This window comes from Kribbella antibiotica (assembly GCF_004349055.1).
Taxonomy (GTDB): domain Bacteria; phylum Actinomycetota; class Actinomycetes; order Propionibacteriales; family Kribbellaceae; genus Kribbella; species Kribbella antibiotica.
Window position 1 is genome coordinate 1 of record NZ_SMKX01000089.1, and the last position, 21034, is coordinate 21034.

Here is a 21034-nt window from a genome sequence, read left to right on the forward strand (position 1 = left end):
CTCCCGCCCCACCACCCGCAGTCGCTAATGCCGCCGGATCTCGCCCGCTGCCCATTCGCCGCCGGTCCGCGAGCTGCCCGCTTGGCGGCACGACCGACTGCAGGTAGTCCCACCGCAGCACATCCGCCCGCCGCACTCGCGCCCGAGCCGCGATCTCACCCGCACCACCTGCAGTTGTTCGTGCCGCCGGGGCCGGATCCGGCGGCGATTGGCGGACCTGCGCGCGGCGCCGCTAGTTCCGGCACGACAGACTGCAGGTACTGCGTCGGCCGAGCGCCAGCCACGCCTGGCCAGCGGGAATCAGGCTCGCTGCCGAGGACTACCTGCAGTTGCTAGTGCCGCCGGGGGCCCGAGCCATCGGCGGTCGGCCGAACTGCCCGCGGCACCGCGAGATCCGGCACGACAGACTGCAGGTACTGCGTCCGCCGAGCGCCGGCCCCGCCTGGCGAGCGGGAACCAGACACGACGCTGAGGACTACCTGCAGTTGTCCGTGCCGCCGGGGCCCGATCCGGCGGCGGTTGGCGGACCTGCGCGCGGCGCCGCTAGTTACGACACGACCGACTGCAGGTACTGCGTTCGCTGAGCGCAGGGCGCGCCTGGCAGGCGGGAGCCGGGCTCGCTGCTGAGGACTACCTGCAGTCGCTATTGCCGCCGGGGCCCGATCCACCGGCGGTCGGTCGAACTGCCCGCGGCCTCGCGAGTACCGGCATGACCGACTGCAGGTACTGCGTTGGCTGAGCGCCGGGCGCGGCTGGCGAGCGGGAGCCGGGCTCGCTGCTGAGGACTACCTGCAGTTGTTCGTGCCGATCGCAGGCTGCCGGAGACCTCGCATGGATTGTCGTTGGCCCGTCGCGGTTTGCAAGCGCTAGCGACTGCAGGTGTTGCCTCTGCTGGGGGTAGGCCGCGCTGGGCGGGCTCGCGGCCTGGGGACTACCTGCAGTTGGTCGTGCCGAGGACCTCGCGGCGGAGGCGGCGTACGAGGTGGTTGTTCATGTTTGGGATGTGGACCGGACCACTGGGTGACAGGTGTTGTCTGTAGCGTTCGGGGGGAGATGACTGCTGAGGCTGAGGTTGAGAAGAATTCGGCTGAGCGGCCGACGTTGCTGGTCACGTTGACCGGGACGGACCGGCCGGGGCTGACGTCTGCGGTGCTGTCCACGTTGGCTACGCGCGGGCTGGAGGTCATCGACGCTGAGCAGGTGGTGCTGCGGGGGCGGTTGATTCTGGGTGTGCTGTTGTCGGCGCCTCGGGATCACAAGAACCTGAAGGAAGAGCTCAAGGAGCTGGCCAGCGCGCTCGACATCGACATCTCGGTGAAGAAGGGTGTCGGCGACAACGAACCGCGGCGTAAGGGTCGTAGTCAGGTGACGGTGATCGGGCATCCGTTGTCGGCCGTCGGGCTGGCGGCGATCGCGGGGCGGATCGCGGATACCGGGGCGAACATCGACCGGATCAGCCGGATGGCGCGGTACCCGGTGACGGCGATGGAGATCGCGGTGTCGGGTGCGGCGCCTGAGACGTTGCGGACGGTGCTGGCGCAGGAGGGTGTTCGCCAGGGGCTGGATGTCGCCGTACAGGATGGTGGGTTGTATCGGCGGGCCAAGCGGCTGATCGTGATGGACGTCGATTCCACGCTGATCCAGGGCGAGGTGATCGAGATGCTCGCCGGGCATGCGGGGCGGGAGGCGGAGGTTGCCGCGGTCACCGAGCAGGCGATGCGCGGTGAGCTCGACTTCACCGAGTCGCTCGTGCACCGGGTGAAGGCGCTGGAGGGGTTGCCTGCGTCGGCGCTGGACGAGGTGTACGACGCGATCGAGTTCGCGCCGGGGGCCCGGACGCTGGTGCGGACGCTGAAGCGGCTCGGGTACCAGTTCGCAATCGTGAGTGGTGGGTTCAGCCAGATTACCGACAAGCTGGCGGCCGAGCTCGGGATCGACTACGCGAAGGCCAACGAACTGGAGATCGTCGACGGCAAGCTGACCGGCCGGGTGATCGGCGAGATCGTCGATCGGGCCGGGAAGGCGACGGCGCTGCGCCAGTTCGCCGAGCGCTCGAAGACGCCGCTCTCGCAGACTGTTGCCATCGGCGACGGTGCCAACGACCTCGACATGCTGGCGGTGGCCGGCCTCGGGGTCGCGTTCAACGCCAAGCCGGTCGTCCAGGCGGCCGCCGACACGCACCTCAGCGTTCCCTACCTGGACACGATCCTCTACCTGCTGGGCATCAGCCGCGAAGAGGTCGAAACCGCCGACGCCGACCAGCCCGCCTGATACCTCCCCACACATTTGATGGGTCAGCCCGCGGCATTGTGGGTGGGCCAACTGCATGCGGTTGGCCCACCCACAACGCGATGGGTCAGCCCATCAAATGGGGCAGGGCGGCGGTGGTGGTGGCTACGATCGGGGGCTATGGGGTTCAGTGGGCGGGCGGCGCGGCTTGAGGATGCACAGGCGATTTATGAGCTGATCGCGGCGGCGGAGGTGGGCTGGCATGGGCAGGCTGAAGCCGTGCCGGATCGGGTGATGGCGGATCTGCGGCGGCCGTTGATCGACTTGGCGCTCGACACGCTGGTGATCGAAGCACCGAACGGTGAGCTGACCGGCTGGGCGTGGAACCACGGTGGGAAACGCGCTCAGGTCGACGTGCACCCGTCGTACCGGAGTCTGGGGCTGGGCACGCGGCTGCTCGACTGGGCCGAGGCGCGGTCGAAGGAAGTCGGCAGCGAGTGGATCGCGCAGACCGTCGATGACGCCGACGAAACCGGGACCGAACTCCTGAAAGAACGCCGGTACGACGTTCTGGCGGTCAACTGGCTGTTGGAGCGACCGCTCGCCGAGACCCCGGCGACCGAACTGCCGGCGGGGATCCGCCTGGCCGGATACGAGCCGGAGCGTGCCCACGGGGTGCACGAGGTGGTTGAGGATGCATTCGCGCAATTCGGGCAGCGGCGGAAGTCGTTCGAGGAGTGGGCCGAGCTGACGATCGCCCGGGACAGTTTCCTGCCCGGCGCCTCAACCCTCGCGTACGACGGTGATGCGGTCGTCGGCGTGGTCATCGCGCTCGACGGAGACGAGGGGTACGTCGAGCAACTCGCGGTCAGCGGGGATCACCGCAACCGGGGCATCGCGCGCGCCATGCTGGACCGGACCGGCGCGGAATTTCGGCAGTTGGGCCGCGACAACCTGATCCTGTGGACGCATTCCGGCACCGGCGCGCTGGCGATGTACGAGCACCTCGGACTGCGGGTGCGGCGCAGCACTACGGTCCACAGGTTGCTGCTCTGAACTGTTGACACCTCCCGTGAGAGCGCTCACATTGGGCAGAACCTCAACCCGCCCCCCGGAGGTCTCCCGTGCGTTTTCGCCCGCTCCTCGTCGCCGCAGTCGCGGCACCGCTGCTCATCGCCGCGTCGCTGACCGTGGTCGCGCAGGCCAGTGCCCCACCGCCACCCGCCGGGTGGTCGACCGTCTGGGCCGACGACTTCGACGGCCCGGCGAACACCCTGCCGAACAGCTCCAACTGGATCATCGACACCGGCCACGGCTATCCCGGCGGCCCAGGCAACTGGGGCACCGGTGAGGTCCAGAACTACACGAACAGCACCAGCAACATCGCTCTCGACGGCTCGGGCAACCTGAAGATCACGCCGCTTCGTGACGGTGCCGGCAACTGGACGTCGGGCCGGCTCGAGACCCAGCGCAGCAACTTCAAGCCACCGGCCGGAGGGGTGCTGGCGATGGAAAGCCGCATCCAGATGCCGAACGTCACCGGCAACGCCGCGCTCGGTTACTGGCCGGCGTTCTGGGCGCTCGGGTCGCCGTACCGGGGCAACTACTGGAACTGGCCCGGCATCGGCGAGTTCGACATCATGGAGAACGTCAACGGGATCAACTCGGTCTGGGGCGTCCTGCACTGCGGCGTGAACCCCCAGGGCCCGTGCAACGAGACCAGCGGCCTCGGCGCCAGCCGCGCCTGCCCCGGCTCGAGCTGCCAGTCCGGCTTCCACACCTACCGCTTCGAGTGGGACACCAGCATCTCGCCGCAGCAGCTGCGCTGGTACGTCGACGGCCAGCAGTTCCACTCGATCAGTCAGGGCCAGCTCCCCGCTGACACGTGGACGAACATGACCTCGCATGCCGGCTACTTCATCCTGCTGAACCTGGCGATCGGCGGGGCGTTCCCGGATGCACTCAACGGACCGACCCCGCGGGCCGAGACCGTTCCCGGTCACCCGATGGTCGTCGACTACGTCGCTGTGACGCAGAAGGGCGGCGGCACCACGCCTCCGCCGACCACTCCCCCGCCTGGTGGCGCGAGCGCCTACGGCACCATCCAGGCCGAGTCCTCCCAGCAGCAGAGCGGCACCGGCGTCGAGACCACCACTGACTCCGGCGGCGGCCAGAACCTGATGCAGGTCGGCAACGGTGACTGGGCGCTCTACAAGGGGATCGACTTCGGCAGCTCACCAGCCAAACAGTTCACCGCACGAGTGGCTTCCGGCGTCGGCGGCGGAGCCAGCGGACTGGTCGAGGTACGCCTCGACAGCCGCAGCAACGCCCCGATCGGCACCTTCGCCCTCGGTAACACCGGTGGCTGGCAGTCCTGGCGGTCGGTTCCGACCAACATCTCGTCGGTCACCGGCGTCCACGACGTCTACCTGACCTTCGCCAGCGGCCAGCCGGCCGACTTCGTCAACGTCAACTGGTTCACGTTCGCCCGCTGAATCCGGCGGACCCAATGATGGTGCCGGGATGTCCAGCCCGGCACCATCATTCGGTACTACGCGACCTCGGCCGCCGCCGGTGCCTTGACCGTCACCGGGTCGCCGTACTTGCTGAAGGACGTGACGACCTTGGCGTCGTCGTCCTTGAGAGCGATCGTCGTCGGCAGCAGGTCCTTGCCGACCGTCACATTGATGGTGAGCGCCTTGCCCTCGAGGCCGGAGGCCACATCGGCCGTCAGATACGCGCCCAGGGCATTGGCCGCGGCGGCCTTCGAGAGACTGACCTTCATCGTGTAGACCGTCGCCTCGCCGGCCGGTTCCGAGCTGAAGCCGGTGGCGTAGGGCGCACCGCCGATCAGGTCGTGCGTCATGAACTGCATCTGGGCGAGCCGGATCAGCACGCCGTTCAGAATCACCTTCGGGTCGGTGCTCTTCAGATCGGCCTTCGCCCACGGCTGGGCCTCGTTCTTGCTCAGCTTCGGGGTCTTGACGTAGACCTGCCCACCGGCGCGGACCAAGCTGAGGGCATCCTCGCCAGTCCCGTCCGACTTCCCGGAGAGCTCGGAGCCGTCGGTCGAGTACTTGACGTCGGTGGTGTACGTCGTCTTGTCCCCCTCGTCGTCACTCACCGAGACGGTCCGGAAGGTGCCCTTCGCCAGCATCGCGGCCTGAATCTTGGGGGCGAAATCGGCCTGGCTCAGGCCGACCGCGGCCGGCGTACTGGGCTTGCTGTCTGTTGCAGCTTGCTCGGAACCGCAGGCGGCCGGGAGCACGAGCGCTCCGGCGACCAGGATCGGCATCAGGATCTTCTTCACCTTCGGCAGGATTCCACGAGCGCGCCTACTCTGTGCAACTTTTTGCACCAAGCTGCAATCGGCGTCCAGTCCGAAATCGGTGCTTGGGGGTGTCACCACTTATCCTTCGCCTATGTCTGAACAGCAGGGTGGCCCGGGAGCTCTCTTCGCGATCGGTGGTGCCGAGGACAAGCTGAAGAAGCGCACGGTGCTGCAGGAGTTCGTCGAGGCTGCCGGTGGGTCCAAGGCGCGGATCGTGGTGGTGCCCACCGCGTCGGCGCTCGGGCCGGACGTCGTTGATGTCTACCACGCGCTGTTCGCGGCTCTTGGTGCCCAGAGCGTTGTCGGTGTGCGCCCGGAGAACCGGGAGGACGCCGACGACCCGGCGTTCATCGCGCCGCTGCACGACGCGACCGGCATCTTCATGACCGGCGGCAACCAGCTCAAGCTGGCCGGAGTCGTCACCGGTACGGCGTTCGGTCGCGCCGTGACCGCGGCTCACGCGCGAGGCGCCGCCGTGGGTGGCACTTCGGCCGGAGCAAGCATCCTGGCTGAGCACATGATCGCGTTCGGCCGCTCTGGAGCGACTCCGCGGCAGCGGATGAGTCAGCTGTCGAACGGTCTCGGTCTGGTGCAGGGCGCCATCGTCGACCAGCACTTCGCCCAGCGGAACCGGTATGGACGGTTGCTGTCGCTGGTTGCCCAGTCCCCCGGATTGCTCGGGATCGGCGTCGACGAGGACACAGCCGCCGTCGTACGGGGTACTCATCTGGAGGTTGTCGGCCGCGGTGCGGTGACGATCTTCGACGGGAGCCGGATCAACTCGAACGCGCACTACGCGAAGCGGTCGGAGCCGATCCTCGCGTCGGGCGTGGTCCTGCACGTGCTGCCGGCGACGGCGACGTTCGACCTGCAGCATCGGGTGCTGCTGTCCTACGGGCCGCAGCCGGCCGCCGAGGAGATCGCCGGGCTGGAGGCGGCCGAGGCCGACCTGCGCAAGCTGGCCAAGGAGATCGCGGCCGAGGGCGTCTCCCCCAAGTACTACGCCGATCGGAAGAAGCGCGCCGGTCGCCGGACGGCGAAGACCGTGGCTGCTGGGGAGTCCAGACCGGAGGCGACCGAGCCCATCACGGCCGGCGCCGAACTCGACTCCTCCGACCGCTTCGAGCCAGACAGTGGGACAGCATGACCGAGACACCAGCTGCCGTCCAGGGAGATCCCAGCCACGGGACGCCTAGCCCGGACCTCAAGATCATCGAGACCCGCGTCTACCGCGGGCCGAACGTGTGGAGCTACGAGCCCGCGATCCACCTGGTCGTCGACCTGGGATCGCTGGAGAGCTTCCCGTCGAACACGATCCCCGGTTTCACGGAGGAGCTGCTGGAGCGCCTGCCGCGGCTCGACCAGCACCACTGCTCGCGCGGCCGCCGCGGCGGCTTCATCGAGCGGCTGAACGAAGGCACCTGGCTCGGCCACATCGCGGAGCACGTCGCGTTGCAGCTGCAGCAGGAGGCCGGCCACGACATGCGGCGCGGCAAGACCCGCCAGGTCAAGGGCCAGCCCGGGCGCTACAACATCGTCTACGCGTACGCCGATGAAGCCGTTGGACTGGCCGCCGGTGAGCTCGCAGTCCGATTCGTCAACCAACTGGTTCAGTCCGACCCGGAGTTCGACTTCACCGACGAGCTCGAGAGGTTCATCAAGCAGGCGGAGCGTACGGCGTTCGGTCCGTCCACACAGGCGATCGTCGACGAGGCCGTCTCCCGCGACATCCCGTGGATCCGCCTCAACAAGGCCAGCCTGGTCCAGCTCGGCCAAGGCGTGCACGCCAAGCGCATCCGGGCCACCATGACCTCGGAGACCGGCTCGATCGCGGTCGACGTTGCCAGCGACAAGGACCTGACCACGCGGCTGCTCGCATCCGCCGGTCTGCCGGTCCCGCGCTCGGAGTCGATCCGCACGGTCGACGAGGCCGTCTCGGTCGCGAACAAGATCGGCTACCCGGTCGTGTGCAAGCCGCTCGACGGCAACCACGGCCGCGGCGTCTGCCTGAACCTGAAGAACGCCGACGACGTCCGCGAGGCCTTCCCGATCGCCGCCGAGCAGTCCCGGCGCGGCTGGGTCATCGTCGAGAACATGGTCGTCGGCAAGGACTACCGCTGCCTGATCATCAACGGCCGGATGGAGGCCATCGCCGAGCGCGTCCCCGCGCACGTCGTCGGTGACGGCGTCCACACCGTGGCCGAGCTGGTCGACATCACCAACGCCGACCCGCGCCGTGGTGTCGGGCACGAGAAGATCCTGACCCGGATCACCGTGAACAACGCCGCCCGCCAGCTGGTCCGCGACCAGGGTTTCGAGCTGGACGACGTACCGCCCGAAGACGTGATGGTGAAGCTCACGCTCACCGGCAACATGTCCACCGGTGGCATCTCGATCGACCGGACCTGGGAGGCGCACCCGGAGAACGTCGAGATCGCCGAGGAAGCGGCCCGGATGATCGGGCTCGACATCGCCGGTATCGACTTCATCTGCCCCGACATCACGCAGCCTGTGCGCGAGACCGGCGGCGCGATCTGTGAGGTCAACGCCGCCCCGGGCTTCCGGATGCACACCAACCCGACGATCGGCGAGCCGCAGTACATCGCCAAGCCGGTCGTCGACATGCTGTTCCCGCCGGGCGCGACCAGCCGGATCCCGATCGTCGCCGTGACCGGGACGAACGGCAAGACCACCACCTCGCGGATGATCAGCCACGTCTTCAAGGGCATGGGCCGCAAGGTCGGTATGACGTCCACCGACGGCATCGTGATCGACGAGCGACTGGTCATCCGGTCGGATGCTTCCGGCCCGAAGTCCGCCCGGATGGTGCTGCAGAACCCGCGCGTCGATTTCGCCGTCTTCGAGGTGGCTCGCGGCGGCATCCTGCGGGAGGGCCTCGGCTACGAGCGCAACGACATCGCCGTCGTCCTGAACGTGCAGCCGGATCACCTCGGCCTGCGGGGGATCGACACGCTGGAGCAGTTGGCCGATGTGAAGGGCGTGCTGGTCGAGGCCGTGCCGCGGACCGGTTTCGCCGTACTGAACGCGGACGACCCGCTGGTTCGCAAGATGCGGCGGAAGTGTTCCGGCCAGGTCGTGTGGTTCAGCATGGCCGAGCCGGGCAGCGAGGTCCGCGAGTACATCGAGGGCCACTGCCGGCGTGGCGGCCGGGCGGTCGTGCTAGAGCGCTCCGAGCTCGGCGACATGATCGTGGTCAAGCACGGCCGTCGTTCGATGCAGCTGGCCTGGACCCACTTGCTCCCGGCAACCTTCGGTGGCCGGGCGATGATGAACGTGCAGAACTCGATGGCCGCTGCGGCTGCGGCGTTCGCGGCCGGTGCGCCGCTGCACGACATCCGCCAGGGCTTGCGGACGTTCAGCACGTCGTACTACCTGTCCCCCGGCCGGCTGAACGAGATCGACGTCGACGGCCGCACGGTCATCGTCGACTACTGCCACAACGCGCCCGCGATGCGGATGCTCGGCGACTTCGTGGACCGGCTCGGCGAGAGCCTGATCGCGTCGTCCGAGCTCGGGCGGCCGTCCCGGATCGGCGTCATCGCGACCGCGGGTGACCGGCGCGACGAGGACATCCTTGAGCTCGGCGAGGTCGCTGCGCAGCACTTCGACGTACTGATTGTTCGTGAGGACGCGCGGTTGCGTGGCCGGCAGCGTGGTGAGCTGGCGGAGCTGATCGCGACCGGGGTTCGCACTGCGATGGAGGCCGGCGCCCGCTGCCGTCAGGTCGAGATCGTCATCGACGAGCTGACCGCCATCCGGCACGCGCTGGCCCGGTCGAACCGCGGCGACCTGGTCGTCATGTGCGTCGACCAGCACCAGACCGTGTTGTCGGAGCTCGAGTCGGTGTCGCATCTCGCTCAGGCGGGGACGCGCTCCGGCGACGAGGGTGGCGACCCGGACTTCGTGAAGCCTTCCGAGGAGGCCGACGTACCGGAGGAGTGATCAAACCGATGGAGAGCAGCGGAACTCGCTAGCCGCCGGCGTCGTTGGCTGTTGCGTGAAGATGAAGTTGCTGGCGGCCACGATCGCCGTTGCTCTCCCGGTCCTGTTGTCCTCCTGCGGTACGGCGGAAGCCCCCAAGCCGGTCGCTGCCGCGCAGACTCCGCGTGTTCTGATCGAGGACGCGTGGGTGCGCGCGACGGTCGGCACCAAGGACACCACGATGACGGCCGCCTTCATGGCGCTGACCAACCCCGGGAACGCCGACATCAAGTTGATCTCGGCAACTTCCCCGGTCGCCGGGATGGTGCAGTTGCACGAGATGGCGATGAAGGACGGCAAGATGGTCATGCAGGAGAAGGCCGGTGGCGTGAGCGTCCCCGCCGCCTCGCACGCCCACCTCTCCCCCGGCGGCGACCACATCATGCTGATGGATCTGAAGAAGCCGCTGAAGCCCGGCGACGAGGTTCCGCTCACCCTCAAGTTCTCCGACAACACGACTCACGACCTCACTGTCCCCGTGAAGGCGTTCACCGAGGAAGAAGAGCACTACCACCCAACGCCCACGGCCAAGTGAAACCGTCGCGACGACAGCTGTTCGGGTACGCCGGAGCGGCCGCCGCGGGCGCCGCCGTCACAGGTGGTGCGGTTGTTGCCCTCGACAAGGACACTCCGGCACCAGCGCCGGTCAGCCGCAACATCGATCCGTACGGCGACCGTCAGCCAGCCATCACGGCGCCCTCTCCCCGGCATGGGGAGTTGGTGGCGTTCAACCTCCTACCCGGGACCGACAAGGCCGCGCTGGCGCGGTTGCTCCGCTTGTGGTCGGCGGATGTCGTTGCGTTGGGCAACGGTCGTCCGGCGCCTGGGGATACCGCGCCGGAGCTGGCCACAGCGAACGTCGCCTTGACGACGACCGTCGGGTTCGGGCCCAAGGTGTTCGAGTTGGCCGGGCAGAAGCAGGCCGGGCCGGACGAGCTGCCGGTGATGCGGCATGACCGTTTACAGGATGGGTGGTCGGGCGGCGACCTGCTGATCCTCGTCGGCGCGGATGACGAGCTGAGCGTCGTCCACGCCGTACGGCGGTTTGTTGCGGATGCGAGGCCGTTCGCCACCCCAGCCTGGCGCCAGAGCGGTTTCTGGAACGGCACCGGCCCCGACGGGAAGCCGGTGACTGGGCGGAACCTCTTCGGACAGGTCGACGGGACCGGAAACCCAGCCGTCGGTACGCCGGAGTTCGACGCCACCGTGTGGGCAGCAGACGGTGGCACGACGCTCGTCGTACGAAGGATCAAGCTCAACCTCGATACCTGGGATGAGCTCACCCGCTCGGAGCAAGAACGCGCAATCGGCCGCAAGCTCAGCACCGGCGCACCTCTCACCGGCACCGCCGAACACGACGAGCTCGATCTAGAAGCTCGCGACGCCGACGGCCGCCCGATGATCGCCGCCAACGCGCATGCCCGCCTGTCCCACCACTCCGAGAACGACGGCCGCCGGATCTTCCGCAAGGGCCTCAACTACGTTCACGACACCGGCACGACCCGCGAGTCCGGCCTGATCTTCCTCAGCTACCAGGCCGACATCACCGGCCAGTTCTTCCCGCTACTCGCCCGCCTCGATGCAGCCGACGCCCTCAACGAGTGGACCACCACGATCGGCTCCGCCGTCTTCGCCATCCCACCCGGCTTCCAGCCCGGCGGCTGGATCGGCCAGAAGCTTCTCGGCTGACCTCACCTTCGCACTCGTCGGCACAGCCGCCATGCCTTCAGTTGGAGGGCGCTTCCGACGTAGTGCGGCGGGAGAGCAGCCGGCGCGGCGGCTCGTCGCGGTCGATCCAGTCGAGATCGTCACCCAGTACGGCATCGTTCGTCCGCTCGGCGTACGGGTCGGGCGGCGGTGGGACCGGCGGCAGGGCGCGGAGCTTGAGCGCGACCATCGGGATGGCGAGCAGGACGGCGACCACGAGCCAAGGGGCGTACTCGCGCAGGATCGGCTCGAACGAGTTGAAGAACGCATCCATGGCCGCGTCGACGGTCCCGTTGAAGTCCTGCCCGGCCGGGGCGCGGTCGATCGACTGGACGGCGGCCACGATGCCGAAGGAAGCCAGATACCAGGCGGTCAGCGGGACCCAGAAGTACGCCGAACGCCAGCCGCGGAGCCAGCAGGCGACGTACAGGACGAGGGCCAGGCCGACGCCGACGAGGAGGCCGTTGAGCTGCCAGAGCCAGCGGAAGTCGGCCAGCTGACCGGCCGGACGCAGCGCGTACCAGGCCAGCGGGAGCGCGAGCGCGAAGGCTGCGATCACCGAGCTTCTGGTGCCCAGGGCACCCAAGAAGCCGCCGATGGCACTTGCCACCAGCAACGAGATCAGCAGAGCCCGGTCATCCCAAGGGTTCCCGGTCAGCCACCAGGCGCCCGCGGCAACGATCAGCACGAGCGGCACGGTGATCCGGACCCGGGCGACGAGCAGCCCGGCCAGCACTCCCCCGGCGAATCCGCCTAGGAGCAAGAGATCCAGCCGCGGCGATACGAACAACGTCGTACCGCCGGGCAGACCTTTCAGGTATGCGGCGGAGAAGCCACCTACGAACCAGGCGACAACAGCAGCCGGGATCGACCACAGGTAGCGCATTTCCACCTCCCCATCCACCCCCGACCGCGGGCGTCAGGGCTTAGTGCTGTGCTCGTTCGACCTTCAATTTCAAGTCTTCTGCTGTGTCGACCGTAGCTCCCAAGGACCGCAACCAGCCGTCAAGACTCGCCCGATCTTGCAGAGCCATTACCGCGACTACGTCACCCGGCTGTCCCTGGCCGACCAATGCCTGCGCCGCTTCGAGCTCCGTCGGGTACGCCGGTACGTCGTCCACACCGACCGACGCGGCGCCTGCACGGAACACCGCCTCCAACTCGGACGGCGGTCGCCCACGCAGGTATTCGCTCTTGTGCCCGATCGCGACCTGATCCGCACCGCGGGCGCCGATCGCGCCCAGCGCGGAGACCATGTCGTCGGCCCGGTCACCCGGCGACCCGAGAGCCAGCAGCAAGCGCCCACCCTCGTGACGGACGCCGTTCATGATCTCGAGCAGGGCTTCCAGGCCGGCCTCGTTGTGCGCGAGGTCGATCACCACGGTGAAGCCGTTCAGCGAGTACATGTTCATCCGGCCGGGGTTGTTCTCGTTCGGCGAGAACGAGCTGAGCCCCTCGATCACCGCAGCCCGCGGCAGCCCAAGCCCGAGCGCCGCCGACGCAGCCGCGAGCGCGTTCTCCACGTTGTAGTGCGAGAGACCCGACAAGGTCATCGGCACGTCGACGACCTTCAGCAGCGGTTCCGCATCGGTCGACTGGTCCAGCACGGTGATGAAGCCGTCGAGGACTGTGGTCGCCCGGCCGCCTTCATCCAGTACGGCGCGGATCGACGGCGAGTCGGGGTCGCGGGAGAACACCCAGCACTTGGCCGGGGAACCGAGCCGCATCGCGAACGTGCGCGGGTCGTCGCCGTTGACTACACACCAACCGCGCGGGCGCGTGATGTGGGTGATGACCGCCTTCACCTCGGCGAGCTGGTCGATCGTGTCGATCCCGCCCAGGCCGAGGTGATCCGCGGTGACGTTGGTGACGACGGAGACGTCGTTCGACACGACGCCGACACCGCGGCGCAGGATTCCACCGCGGGCGGTCTCGGTGACGGCCAGCTGGATCCCCGGCTGCGACAACACCTGGCCGGCACCACTCGGGCCGGAGAAGTCGCCGTACTGGACGAGTTCGCCGTCGAAGTAGACGCCGTCCGTGCTCGACCAGCCGACGTGCAGGCCGGCCGCGCGGCCGATGTGCGCGATCATCCGCGAGGTCGTGGTCTTGCCGTTGGTCCCGGTGACCGCGACGACCGGCACCTTCGGCCGGATGGTCGGCGGCACGTTGCCGGGTGGCTCGTTGTGCACGCGCTCGCCGACGGTCGCCATCAGTTCCGGCAGGTGCTCGGCGCCGAACGCGTCCAGCACCTCGACGATCGCGGCCGCCAGCGCCCGCGCCCGCTGTTCGTGGGCCCAGGGGAAAGCCACGACCAGCCGGTGATTGTCCGACTCGGGCCGGACCCGAACACCGATCCGGCCGATCCCCGCCTCGCGGGCAATCCGCCGTACGACGTGTCCGGTGACCCGGATCGCGAACCGCTGCCGGAACCCGGAACCGATCCGGCCCGGCCGGGTGGCGCCCAGGCCAACAGCCTGTCCGTAGGCTTTTGCGGCTGGCGCCGGGGCGTCGACCAGCGCGGTGACGTCGAGCGTCAGCTTGACCGCCGCGCGGCTGAAGTAGAGGTTGGCGCCGTCAAGCACACGGAGCTCAACAAGGGACGTGGTCACTACGCTCCCATCGCGTGAAAGCCGCCGTCGACGTGGATGATCTCGCCGGTGGTGGAGGGGAAGAAGTCGCTGAGCAGGGCAACGATGGTCTTGCCGGTGGGCTCGAGGTCGGTCGGGTCCCAGCCGAGCGGGGCGCGCTCCAGCCAGGGCTCCTCGAACTTCTCGAAGCCCGGGATCGCCTTCGCGGCCAGGGTCTTGAGCGGTCCGGCGGAGACCAGGTTGCAGCGGATTCCCTGCGCGCCGAGGTCGCGGGCGAGGTAACGGCTGGTCGACTCCAGGGCAGCCTTGGCCACGCCCATCCAGTCGTAGCCCGGCCAGGCCACGGTCGCGTCGAACGTCATTCCGACGACGCTGCTCCCCCGCGGCATCAGCGGAGCGCAGGTGACCGCGAGGGACTTCAAGCTGTACGCCGATACGTGCACGGCCTGCGCCACGTCTTCCCAAGGACCCTCGAGGAACTTGCCGCCGAGGATCGTCTCCGGGTTGCCGTACGCGATCGAGTGCACGACGCCGTCAAGACCGTCGACATGCTCCCGTACGGCGTCCGGCAGCGCAGCGAGGTGCTCCGCATTCGTGACGTCGAGCTCGAGCACCGGCGGCTCGACCGGAAGCCGCTTCGCGATCCGCTTGGTGATGCTCAGCGCACGACCGAAGTTCGAGATCAGGACCGTGGCGCCTTGTTCCTGCGCCACCTTGGCCGTGGCGAAGCCGATCGAGGAGTCCAGCGTGACCCCGGCGACCAGGATCCGCTTGCCGTCAAGGATGCCCACCGGCTTCCCCCTATCTCTCAAGAGTGTGTTGGTCAGTTACCCATGCCGATACCGCCGTCGACCGGGATCACCGCACCGGTGATGTACCCGGCCTCTTCGGAGGCAAGCCAGCGGACCGCGTGCGCGATCTCCTCGGTCCGGCCGAAGCGTCCGAGCGGGATCTGGCCGAGGTACTGCTTCACAGTGTCTTCGGGCAGTACGGCGGTCATGTCGGTCTCGACGAATCCCGGCGCGACCACGTTGGCCGTGATCCCGCGGCTACCGAGCTCGCGAGCGATCGAACGCGCCATCCCGACGAGGCCCGACTTGCTGGCCGCGTAGTTCACCTGCCCGGCCTGGCCGAGCAGACCGACCACCGAGGAGATGAAGACGATGCGGCCCTTGCGCAGCCGCAGCATCCCCTTGGCCGCCCGCCGGGCGACCCGGAACGAGCCGGTCAGGTTCGTGTCGATGACCGAGTCCCAGTCGTCGTCGGACATCCGCAGCAGCAACGTGTCGCGGGTGATGCCGGCGTTGGCCACCAGCACCTCGACCGGACCGTGCTGCTCCTGGATGGTCTCGAACGCCGCGTCGACCTGCGCCTGGTCGGTGATGTCGCACTTCACACCGAGGAAACCCTCCGGCGGCGGGCTGCTGTTGTACGTGACAGCAACCTGGTCACCGGCTTCCTTGAACGCGGTCGCGATCGCCAGCCCGATCCCCCGGTTGCCACCGGTCACCAACACAGACCTGCCCACAAGAGCTCCTCACCCGTTCGCCAGTTGTCAAAGGAACGCTATCGTCAGGAGTCTTCCAGCCGGAAACCGACCTTCAGTCCGACCTGGTAGTGGTCGATCTGGTTGTCGACGATGTGACCGCGGATCTGCGTCACCTCGAACCAGTCCAGGTGCCGCAAGGTCTCGCCGGCCCGGCCGATCGCGTTCGTGATGGCCTCGTCGACCCCCTCCTTCGACGTACCAACGATCTCGGTGACCCGGTATGTGCGATCCGTCATGAGGCGTCCTTCCGTAGCGGCGTACCGTGGGTGATGGTGAGGAGGATAGATGTCGAAACGTCGTGAACGGCCCGACGAAACGGTCATTTCGGTGACGAGTGCACAGCCCGGCCACTCCGAGGACCTGGACAGCCGCATCATCCGGTACGCCGCGATGATGGCGCTGCGGGTCGCATGTTTCGTGCTGGCCGTGTTCACCCCGTCGCCGTGGCGCTGGATGTTCGTCGCCGGTGCGGTGTTCCTGCCGTACTTCGCGGTCGTGCTGGCCAATGTGGCGAAGACCGCGACGCAGACCGGCGGCACCCCGTACGTCGCCCCGGAACGGCCCGCATTGGAGGCTCCTTCGGGGCCGGTGATCCGCGTCGACGAGGACCCCGAACCACTGCGACAGACCGACACCGAAAAGTGATCTGTGCCGGGACTGGAAAGTTCGCCGGGTTCCGTGTCAGAATCTCCCGCGTGCGCTGAAGTTCACTGTTGGAATTCAGCCTGTTGATGCGGCGTCGGACGGCTCCCCCCGTGGCTGTCCGACGTCGCTTCATTTGTGCCGGGGCCGGAACCTTTACCCCACGCTATTGATAATTGAGGGATCAGGAATGGATATGCCGGAGATCTGCTCCTCCAAGGGCTGCAACACCGCCGCTACCTGGGCAGTCCTGTGGAACAACCCCAAGATCCACACGCCGGACCGGCGCAAGACCTGGCTGGCGTGCGACGAGCACAAAGCGACCTTGTCGGACTTCCTCGACCGCCGCGGATTCCTGCGCGATGTCGAACCATTTACCGCGGCGACGTCTTAGCGAAAAACTGTATTTCCTGATTCGACGCAGTCGCTTTACCCACCGATAGCGGACATCGGGCGCGCGGGTTGCAGGAACGACGGATCGTTGATCCCGTGCCCGGGGAGTTTCTTCCACATCGCGCGGCGCCAGCGATCGGCGAGTTCGCCGTCATCGGCCCCTTCCCGCATTGCCGTGCGCAGATCGGATTCCGTCCGCGCGAACAGGCAATCGCGGACCTGGCCATCGGCGGTCAGCCGGACCCGGTCGCAGTCGCCACAGAACGGCCGCGTGACCGAGGCGATGATCCCGACCGTCTGCCCACTCCCGCGAACACTGAAGATCTCGGCCGGTGAACTCCCCCGGGCTGCCGCATCCGTCGGCTGCAGGCCGAACCGATCACCGAGCTTCTCGAGGATCTCGTCCGCCGTCACCATCGTGGCCCGGTCCCACCCGTGCTGCGCATCGAGCGGCATCTGCTCGATGAACCGCAGCTCGTAGCCGTGCTCCAGACAGAACTCGAGCAACTCCGGAGCGTGGTCGTCGTTGATGCCACGCATCAGTACGGCGTTCACCTTGACCGGCGCGAGGCCGGCTTCCTGAGCCGCCGCCATGCCCGCGAGCACGTCCTTCAGGCGGTCCCGCCGGGTCAGCTCCTGGAAAGTGTCGGGCCGAATGGTGTCGAGGCTCACATTCACCCGGTCCAGGCCGGCCTCCTTGAGCGCGACCGCTTGCCGGGCCAGGCCGATCCCGTTCGTGGTCAAGGACACCTCGGGCCGCGGCGTGAGCGCCGTCGTACGGGCGACGATGCCGACCAGGCCGCGGCGCAGCAGCGGCTCACCACCGGTGAAGCGGATCTCGTGGACGCCAAGCTGCGTGACCGCGATGCCTACCAGGCGGACGATCTCGTCGTCGGTGAGCAACTCAGGCTTCGCCAGCCAGTCGAGGCCCTCTTCGGGCATGCAGTAGGTGCAGCGCAGATTGCAGCGGTCCGTCAGCGACACCCGGAGGTCGGTCGCGACCCGGCCGTAGGTGTCTGCCAGACCTACCTGCGTCACCTCATCCGTTGCCGTCACCTCGCCAGAGTACGTGCCGGGCGTAAGCCCCACTCAATACTTCCCCCACCCCACCGCCCCGAACGGGGAGCGATGGCTTAAGTTCGAGATGTGCGTCGATTGATGAACGTCCGATGGCTCGGCGCCGCGCTGACGATCCTGGTCCTGGCCACGGTCTGCGTTCAGCTCGGCCGCTGGCAGCTGCATCGGTTGCACGACCGGGAGGTTCGCAACGGCGTGACCACGTCGAACCTGGCCGCTCCGCCCGCACCGATCGACGAAATCGTCGGCCAGCAGGGCATCGTCGGCGACCAGCACGCCTGGCGAACCGCGGTCGTCACCGGTCGCTTCGACGCGTCCAAACAGATAGTTCTGCGCTATCGGAACGTGAACGATCGCCCCGGATTCGAAATCATCACCCCGCTGGTGCTTCCGAACGGGAAGGCGATCCTGATCGACCGTGGCTTCCTGGCCCGGCAAGGGGCCGAACTGGCCCCGGGCAAGGTGCCCGCCGTACCGGGTGGTGAGGTGACGATCACCGGCCGGCTGCAGCGCAGTGAGCGCGGCGGGAAGACCAGCGGCGGTACGCCGGACAACGGGACCGCGCGGCTGATCAACGGGCCCGAGTACGCGAAGGCTCTTGGTTTGGACCTGTATGACGGGTATTTGACCGTGGACAGCCAGAACCCGGCCAACGACCCGGCGTTCGGCAAGTTCCCCGGGCCCGAGATCGACAACGGGCCGCACTTCTTCTACGCCCTGCAGTGGTTCCTGTTCGCGATCCTCGCGGTCGGTGGGCTGATCTACTTCACCCGCCGACCGGCCACCGACGCGGCCGGCAAAGTCGTTGCCGAGCGCAACGAGGTACCGGAACCTGCTGGTAAGCCGGACTGATTCACTCCAACGCTTGCCGTAGGCCACGAACTGTCGAGGTGCAGACCAAGCGGTCGTGAGGCAGGATGGTTCCGTGGACCTTGGATTGCGCGACCGCATCTACATCGTCACCGGTGCCAGCACCGGCCTCGGCTTCGCCACCGCGAAGGCCCTGGCCGCCGACGGAGCCCGGCTCGTCATCTCCAGCCGGAGCGAGGAGAAGATCAGCCGCGCCGCGGCCGAGCTCGGTGAGAACGTCGTCGGGATCCCGGTCGACAACGCCGACCCGGAGAGCGCCGAGCGGCTGGCCGCCACCGCGATCGCCAAGTGGGGCGCCCTGCACGGAGCCCTGATCAGCGTCGGCGGGCCGAAGCCCGGCAGCGCCCTCGACTCCGACGAGGCCGACTGGACGGCGGCCTTCAACAGCGTCTTCCTCGGCGGTCTGCGGATCGCCAAGTCGGTGGCCCGGGCCGGCTCGGACGGGACGTCGATCGCCTTCGTCCTGTCCACGTCGGTGAAGGCTCCGATCCCGGGACTGGCCATCTCCAACGGCCTGCGTCCCGGCCTCGCGATGGTCGCCAAGACCCTGGCCGACGAGCTCGGCCCGAACGGCGTCCGCGTCAACAGCCTGCTGCCCGGCCGGATCGCCACCGACCGCCTGCGTGAGCTCGACAGCAAGGGCGGCGACTCCGAAGCAGCCCGCCGCAGCGCCGAGCGCACCATCCCGCTGCGCCGCTACGGCGACCCGGACGAGTTCGGCCGCGTCGCCGCCTTCGTCCTCTCCCCCGCCGCTTCGTACCTGACCGGCGCGGTCATCCCCGTCGACGGCGGAGCCCTCCGCACGCTGTAGGAAGCGAAGGGATGGGCCGCGCCTAGTAAGCGAGCCCACTCGGGCCAGGCCTGTCCTGAACGGAGCGATCGCGGCGCCCACCGCGATCGCCGCCCACGCATGCCCAATGACCGGTCGCTACATAGTGAGATCTTCCCAGCATTTACTGATATTTCTACGCAGAGATCACACGGATGCTGTTATCTTCTAACAACATCATCCGCCCGCTGTGAAGGAATTCATCCATGAGTCGAACCAAAATCCGCACGGCCGGCGTACTGCTCGGCGCCCTTGCGTTGGTGGTCACCACCGGCGGCGTGGCGAACGCCGCGTCATTCGGCTACGGCGCCTACGAGGGAGGCGGCTGGGGCTACTGGCAGCAGGACCCGGGGAACGACCCGCGGCCGTTCCACAACGGGACCGCACCCGGTGACGCGATCGCCGCGTGCGACATGTCGTCGGACGGGTGGGGAATCGAGGTGCGGCTGGACATCGGCCGTGACGGCGACATCGACCGCACGGTCAGCACCCGCGGTCACAACGCCGAGTACTGCTCGGGCTGGGCCAGCGGCAACATTCCGGAGGGAACCCCGGTCCGCGTCTGGGTCGTGAAGGTCAGGGGCACCACCGACTACCACCCGGTGTACCGGGACGGCACCGCCTAGTCGTACTTCGGGCTAGTCATCCTTCGGGCTGGTCGTCCTTCGGGCGGTCCTTGTCCTTGGAGGGCTGGACGCGCTTCGGCTCGCCGGGCATCTTCGGATACTCCGGCGGGTAGGGCAGGTCGGCCTCGCCGTGGTCGCGTTCGTGTTTGGCCGACAGCTCCAGGAGTGATTCGAGGGAGAAGGCCTGCTCGCCGACCGCGGCGTGCAGGTCGCCCACCTCGGCGAACCGGGCCGGCATCGTGAGCACATCAAAATCGTCCGGTACGACGTCCTCAAGCTCCTCCCACCGCAGTGGCGCCGACACGCGCGCCCGTGCGTTCGGGCGGACCGAGTAGGCCGAGGCGATGGTCCGGTCCCGGGCCATCTGGTTGTAGTCGATGAAGATGCGCTCGCCGCGCTCCTCCTTCCACCAGTTCACCGTGACCTGGTCGGGGAGCCGCTTGGACAGCTCGCGTCCGAGCGCGATCACTGCGCGGCGGGCCTGGATGAAGTCCCAGCGCGGCTCGATCGGCACGTAGACGTGCAGGCCGCGGCCGCCCGAGGTCTTCGGGAACCCCTCCAGGCCGTGCTCGGCGAGCAGTTCGCGGAGCGCCGGTGCCACGGCGACCGCGCTCTTGAAGTCCGTGCCCGGCTGCGGGTCGAGGTCGATCCGCAACTGGTCCGGGTGATCGACATTCGGGCGGCGTACGGGCCAGGGGTGGAAGGTCAGCGTGCCCAGGTTGGCCGCCCAGGCGACCACGGCCAGCTCGGTCGGGCAGACCTCGTCGGCGGGCCGGCCGCTCGGGAACTTGATGGTCGCGGTCTCCACCCACTCGGGCGCGCCCTTGGCGACCCGCTTCTGGTAGAACGCGTCGCCGCGGTTGTCGGCCCGGGTCGACAGTTTCGCGCCCTCGAACCAGCCGCCTGGCCAGCGCTCCAGCGTGGTCGGCCGGTCCCGGAGCGCACCCAGGATGCCGTCGCCGACCGCGACGAAGTAGTTCACGATGTCGAGCTTGGTCAGCCCGCGATCGGCGAAGTACGGCTTGTCCGGGTTGCTCACCCGCACCTGCCGACCACCGATCTCGAGCTCGATTGCCTTCGTCGCCGCCATGCCAGGACGCTACCGCCCGGGACCGACAAACTCTGGGAAAACACCGGAAAAGCAACTTTTCGCAAACCCTGGCCACGCCACGTAACTGGGCGGTAACG

Annotated in this window: 20 protein-coding genes; 12 read left to right on the top strand and 8 right to left on the bottom strand. The window is 68.1% G+C overall.

The annotated features are described in order from the left end of the window. The first annotated feature begins 1053 nt into the window (after window positions 1-1053). From serB to E1263_RS26240, 3 genes are all read left to right on the top strand, one after another. Window positions 1054-2271, top strand: a complete 1218-nt coding sequence (gene serB / locus E1263_RS26230) for a phosphoserine phosphatase SerB (protein ID WP_132171962.1) — start codon at window positions 1054-1056, stop codon at window positions 2269-2271. Between the two features lie 138 nt (window positions 2272-2409). Then, entirely contained in the window at window positions 2410-3285 is an 876-nt protein-coding gene (locus E1263_RS26235; protein ID WP_132171964.1) for a GNAT family N-acetyltransferase, read from the top strand. Between the two features lie 68 nt (window positions 3286-3353). Beyond that, window positions 3354-4724 (top strand): glycoside hydrolase family 16 protein, encoded by a 1371-nt coding sequence (locus E1263_RS26240; RefSeq protein ID WP_132171966.1) that lies wholly within the window; start codon window positions 3354-3356, stop codon window positions 4722-4724. Between the two features lie 56 nt (window positions 4725-4780). Here E1263_RS26240 and E1263_RS26245 read toward each other — a convergent pair whose 3' ends face one another. Continuing rightward, on the bottom strand, window positions 4781-5539 hold the full coding sequence (locus tag E1263_RS26245; protein ID WP_132171968.1) for a hypothetical protein: 759 nt from the start codon (window positions 5537-5539) through the stop codon (window positions 4781-4783). A gap of 112 nt (window positions 5540-5651) precedes the next feature. On the opposite strand from E1263_RS26245, the gene E1263_RS26250 reads away from it, so the two are divergent. The 4 genes from E1263_RS26250 to E1263_RS26265 all read left to right on the top strand — a co-directional run bounded on the left by E1263_RS26250 (window position 5652) and on the right by E1263_RS26265 (window position 11251). Then, window positions 5652-6707, top strand: coding sequence for a cyanophycinase (locus E1263_RS26250; RefSeq protein ID WP_132171970.1), 1056 nt, complete (start codon window positions 5652-5654; stop codon window positions 6705-6707). Next, window positions 6704-9523, top strand: coding sequence for a cyanophycin synthetase (gene cphA / locus E1263_RS26255; protein ID WP_132171972.1), 2820 nt, complete (start codon window positions 6704-6706; stop codon window positions 9521-9523). Before E1263_RS26250 ends, cphA begins: the two co-directional genes overlap by 4 nt. Before the next feature lie 61 nt (window positions 9524-9584). Further along, entirely contained in the window at window positions 9585-10097 is a 513-nt protein-coding gene (locus tag E1263_RS26260; protein WP_238161555.1) for a copper chaperone PCu(A)C, read from the top strand. After that, window positions 10094-11251: a Dyp-type peroxidase gene (locus E1263_RS26265; RefSeq protein ID WP_132171974.1), complete on the top strand. Its 1158-nt coding sequence runs from the start codon at window positions 10094-10096 to the stop codon at window positions 11249-11251. Before E1263_RS26260 ends, E1263_RS26265 begins: the two co-directional genes overlap by 4 nt. Before the next feature lie 37 nt (window positions 11252-11288). Here the strand turns inward: E1263_RS26265 and E1263_RS26270 are convergent, their stop codons facing one another. From E1263_RS26270 to E1263_RS26290, 5 genes are read right to left on the bottom strand one after another with little or no spacing between them, the layout of a single operon-like run. Beyond that, window positions 11289-12155 (bottom strand): hypothetical protein, encoded by an 867-nt coding sequence (locus E1263_RS26270; RefSeq protein ID WP_132171976.1) that lies wholly within the window; start codon window positions 12153-12155, stop codon window positions 11289-11291. A 40-nt stretch (window positions 12156-12195) separates the two neighbouring features. Further along, window positions 12196-13881 carry a Mur ligase family protein gene (locus E1263_RS26275; RefSeq protein WP_238161550.1) on the bottom strand — a complete coding sequence of 562 codons (1686 nt, stop codon included), beginning with the start codon at window positions 13879-13881 and terminating at the stop codon, window positions 12196-12198. Then, window positions 13881-14651, bottom strand: a complete 771-nt coding sequence (gene fabI, locus E1263_RS26280) for an enoyl-ACP reductase FabI (protein ID WP_132171978.1) — start codon at window positions 14649-14651, stop codon at window positions 13881-13883. Before fabI ends, E1263_RS26275 begins: the two co-directional genes overlap by 1 nt. 32 nt (window positions 14652-14683) lie before the next feature. Further along, window positions 14684-15388 (bottom strand): 3-oxoacyl-[acyl-carrier-protein] reductase, encoded by a 705-nt coding sequence (gene fabG, locus E1263_RS26285; protein ID WP_132171980.1) that lies wholly within the window; start codon window positions 15386-15388, stop codon window positions 14684-14686. A gap of 44 nt (window positions 15389-15432) precedes the next feature. Next, the gene (locus E1263_RS26290) at window positions 15433-15645 is read right to left on the bottom strand and encodes a dodecin (RefSeq protein WP_132171982.1); all 213 of its coding nucleotides are present in this window, start codon (window positions 15643-15645) and stop codon (window positions 15433-15435) included. Window positions 15646-15694: 49 nt separating this feature from the next. On the opposite strand from E1263_RS26290, the gene E1263_RS26295 reads away from it, so the two are divergent. Together E1263_RS26295 and E1263_RS26300 are read left to right on the top strand one after the other, a co-directional pair. After that, the gene (locus E1263_RS26295) at window positions 15695-16054 is read left to right on the top strand and encodes a DUF3099 domain-containing protein (protein WP_132171984.1); all 360 of its coding nucleotides are present in this window, start codon (window positions 15695-15697) and stop codon (window positions 16052-16054) included. A gap of 187 nt (window positions 16055-16241) precedes the next feature. Next, complete coding sequence (locus E1263_RS26300; RefSeq protein WP_132171986.1) at window positions 16242-16445, top strand: hypothetical protein; 204 nt, start codon at window positions 16242-16244, stop codon at window positions 16443-16445. Between the two features lie 35 nt (window positions 16446-16480). On the opposite strand, the gene moaA is transcribed toward E1263_RS26300, so the two are convergent. Then, entirely contained in the window at window positions 16481-17500 is a 1020-nt protein-coding gene (gene moaA / locus E1263_RS26305; RefSeq protein ID WP_202869058.1) for a GTP 3',8-cyclase MoaA, read from the bottom strand. Window positions 17501-17602: 102 nt separating this feature from the next. Between moaA and E1263_RS26310 the strand changes: the two genes are divergently transcribed. From E1263_RS26310 to E1263_RS26320, 3 genes are all read left to right on the top strand, one after another. Continuing rightward, window positions 17603-18373: an SURF1 family cytochrome oxidase biogenesis protein gene (locus E1263_RS26310; RefSeq protein ID WP_132171988.1), complete on the top strand. Its 771-nt coding sequence runs from the start codon at window positions 17603-17605 to the stop codon at window positions 18371-18373. A gap of 73 nt (window positions 18374-18446) precedes the next feature. After that, on the top strand, window positions 18447-19202 hold the full coding sequence (locus E1263_RS26315) for an SDR family oxidoreductase (protein WP_132171990.1): 756 nt from the start codon (window positions 18447-18449) through the stop codon (window positions 19200-19202). 224 nt (window positions 19203-19426) lie between these two features. Continuing rightward, window positions 19427-19846, top strand: coding sequence for a hypothetical protein (locus tag E1263_RS26320; protein ID WP_132171992.1), 420 nt, complete (start codon window positions 19427-19429; stop codon window positions 19844-19846). Between the two features lie 16 nt (window positions 19847-19862). Here the strand turns inward: E1263_RS26320 and ligD are convergent, their stop codons facing one another. Continuing rightward, complete coding sequence (gene ligD / locus E1263_RS26325; protein ID WP_132171994.1) at window positions 19863-20936, bottom strand: non-homologous end-joining DNA ligase; 1074 nt, start codon at window positions 20934-20936, stop codon at window positions 19863-19865. Between the last annotated feature and the right edge of the window lie 98 nt (window positions 20937-21034).

Coding starts and splice junctions, on each gene's coding strand:
- serB (WP_132171962.1), top strand. CDS start 1,054: ATGACTGCTGAGGCTGAGGTTGAGAAGAATTCGGCTGAGCGGCCGACG.
- E1263_RS26235 (WP_132171964.1), top strand. CDS start 2,410: ATGGGGTTCAGTGGGCGGGCGGCGCGGCTTGAGGATGCACAGGCGATT.
- E1263_RS26250 (WP_132171970.1), top strand. CDS start 5,652: ATGTCTGAACAGCAGGGTGGCCCGGGAGCTCTCTTCGCGATCGGTGGT.
- cphA (WP_132171972.1), top strand. CDS start 6,704: ATGACCGAGACACCAGCTGCCGTCCAGGGAGATCCCAGCCACGGGACG.
- E1263_RS26260 (WP_238161555.1), top strand. CDS start 9,585: ATGAAGTTGCTGGCGGCCACGATCGCCGTTGCTCTCCCGGTCCTGTTG.
- E1263_RS26270 (WP_132171976.1), bottom strand. CDS start 12,155: ATGCGCTACCTGTGGTCGATCCCGGCTGCTGTTGTCGCCTGGTTCGTA.
- E1263_RS26290 (WP_132171982.1), bottom strand. CDS start 15,645: ATGACGGATCGCACATACCGGGTCACCGAGATCGTTGGTACGTCGAAG.
- E1263_RS26295 (WP_132171984.1), top strand. CDS start 15,695: ATGTCGAAACGTCGTGAACGGCCCGACGAAACGGTCATTTCGGTGACG.
- E1263_RS26300 (WP_132171986.1), top strand. CDS start 16,242: ATGGATATGCCGGAGATCTGCTCCTCCAAGGGCTGCAACACCGCCGCT.
- E1263_RS26310 (WP_132171988.1), top strand. CDS start 17,603: ATGAACGTCCGATGGCTCGGCGCCGCGCTGACGATCCTGGTCCTGGCC.
- E1263_RS26320 (WP_132171992.1), top strand. CDS start 19,427: ATGAGTCGAACCAAAATCCGCACGGCCGGCGTACTGCTCGGCGCCCTT.
- ligD (WP_132171994.1), bottom strand. CDS start 20,936: ATGGCGGCGACGAAGGCAATCGAGCTCGAGATCGGTGGTCGGCAGGTG.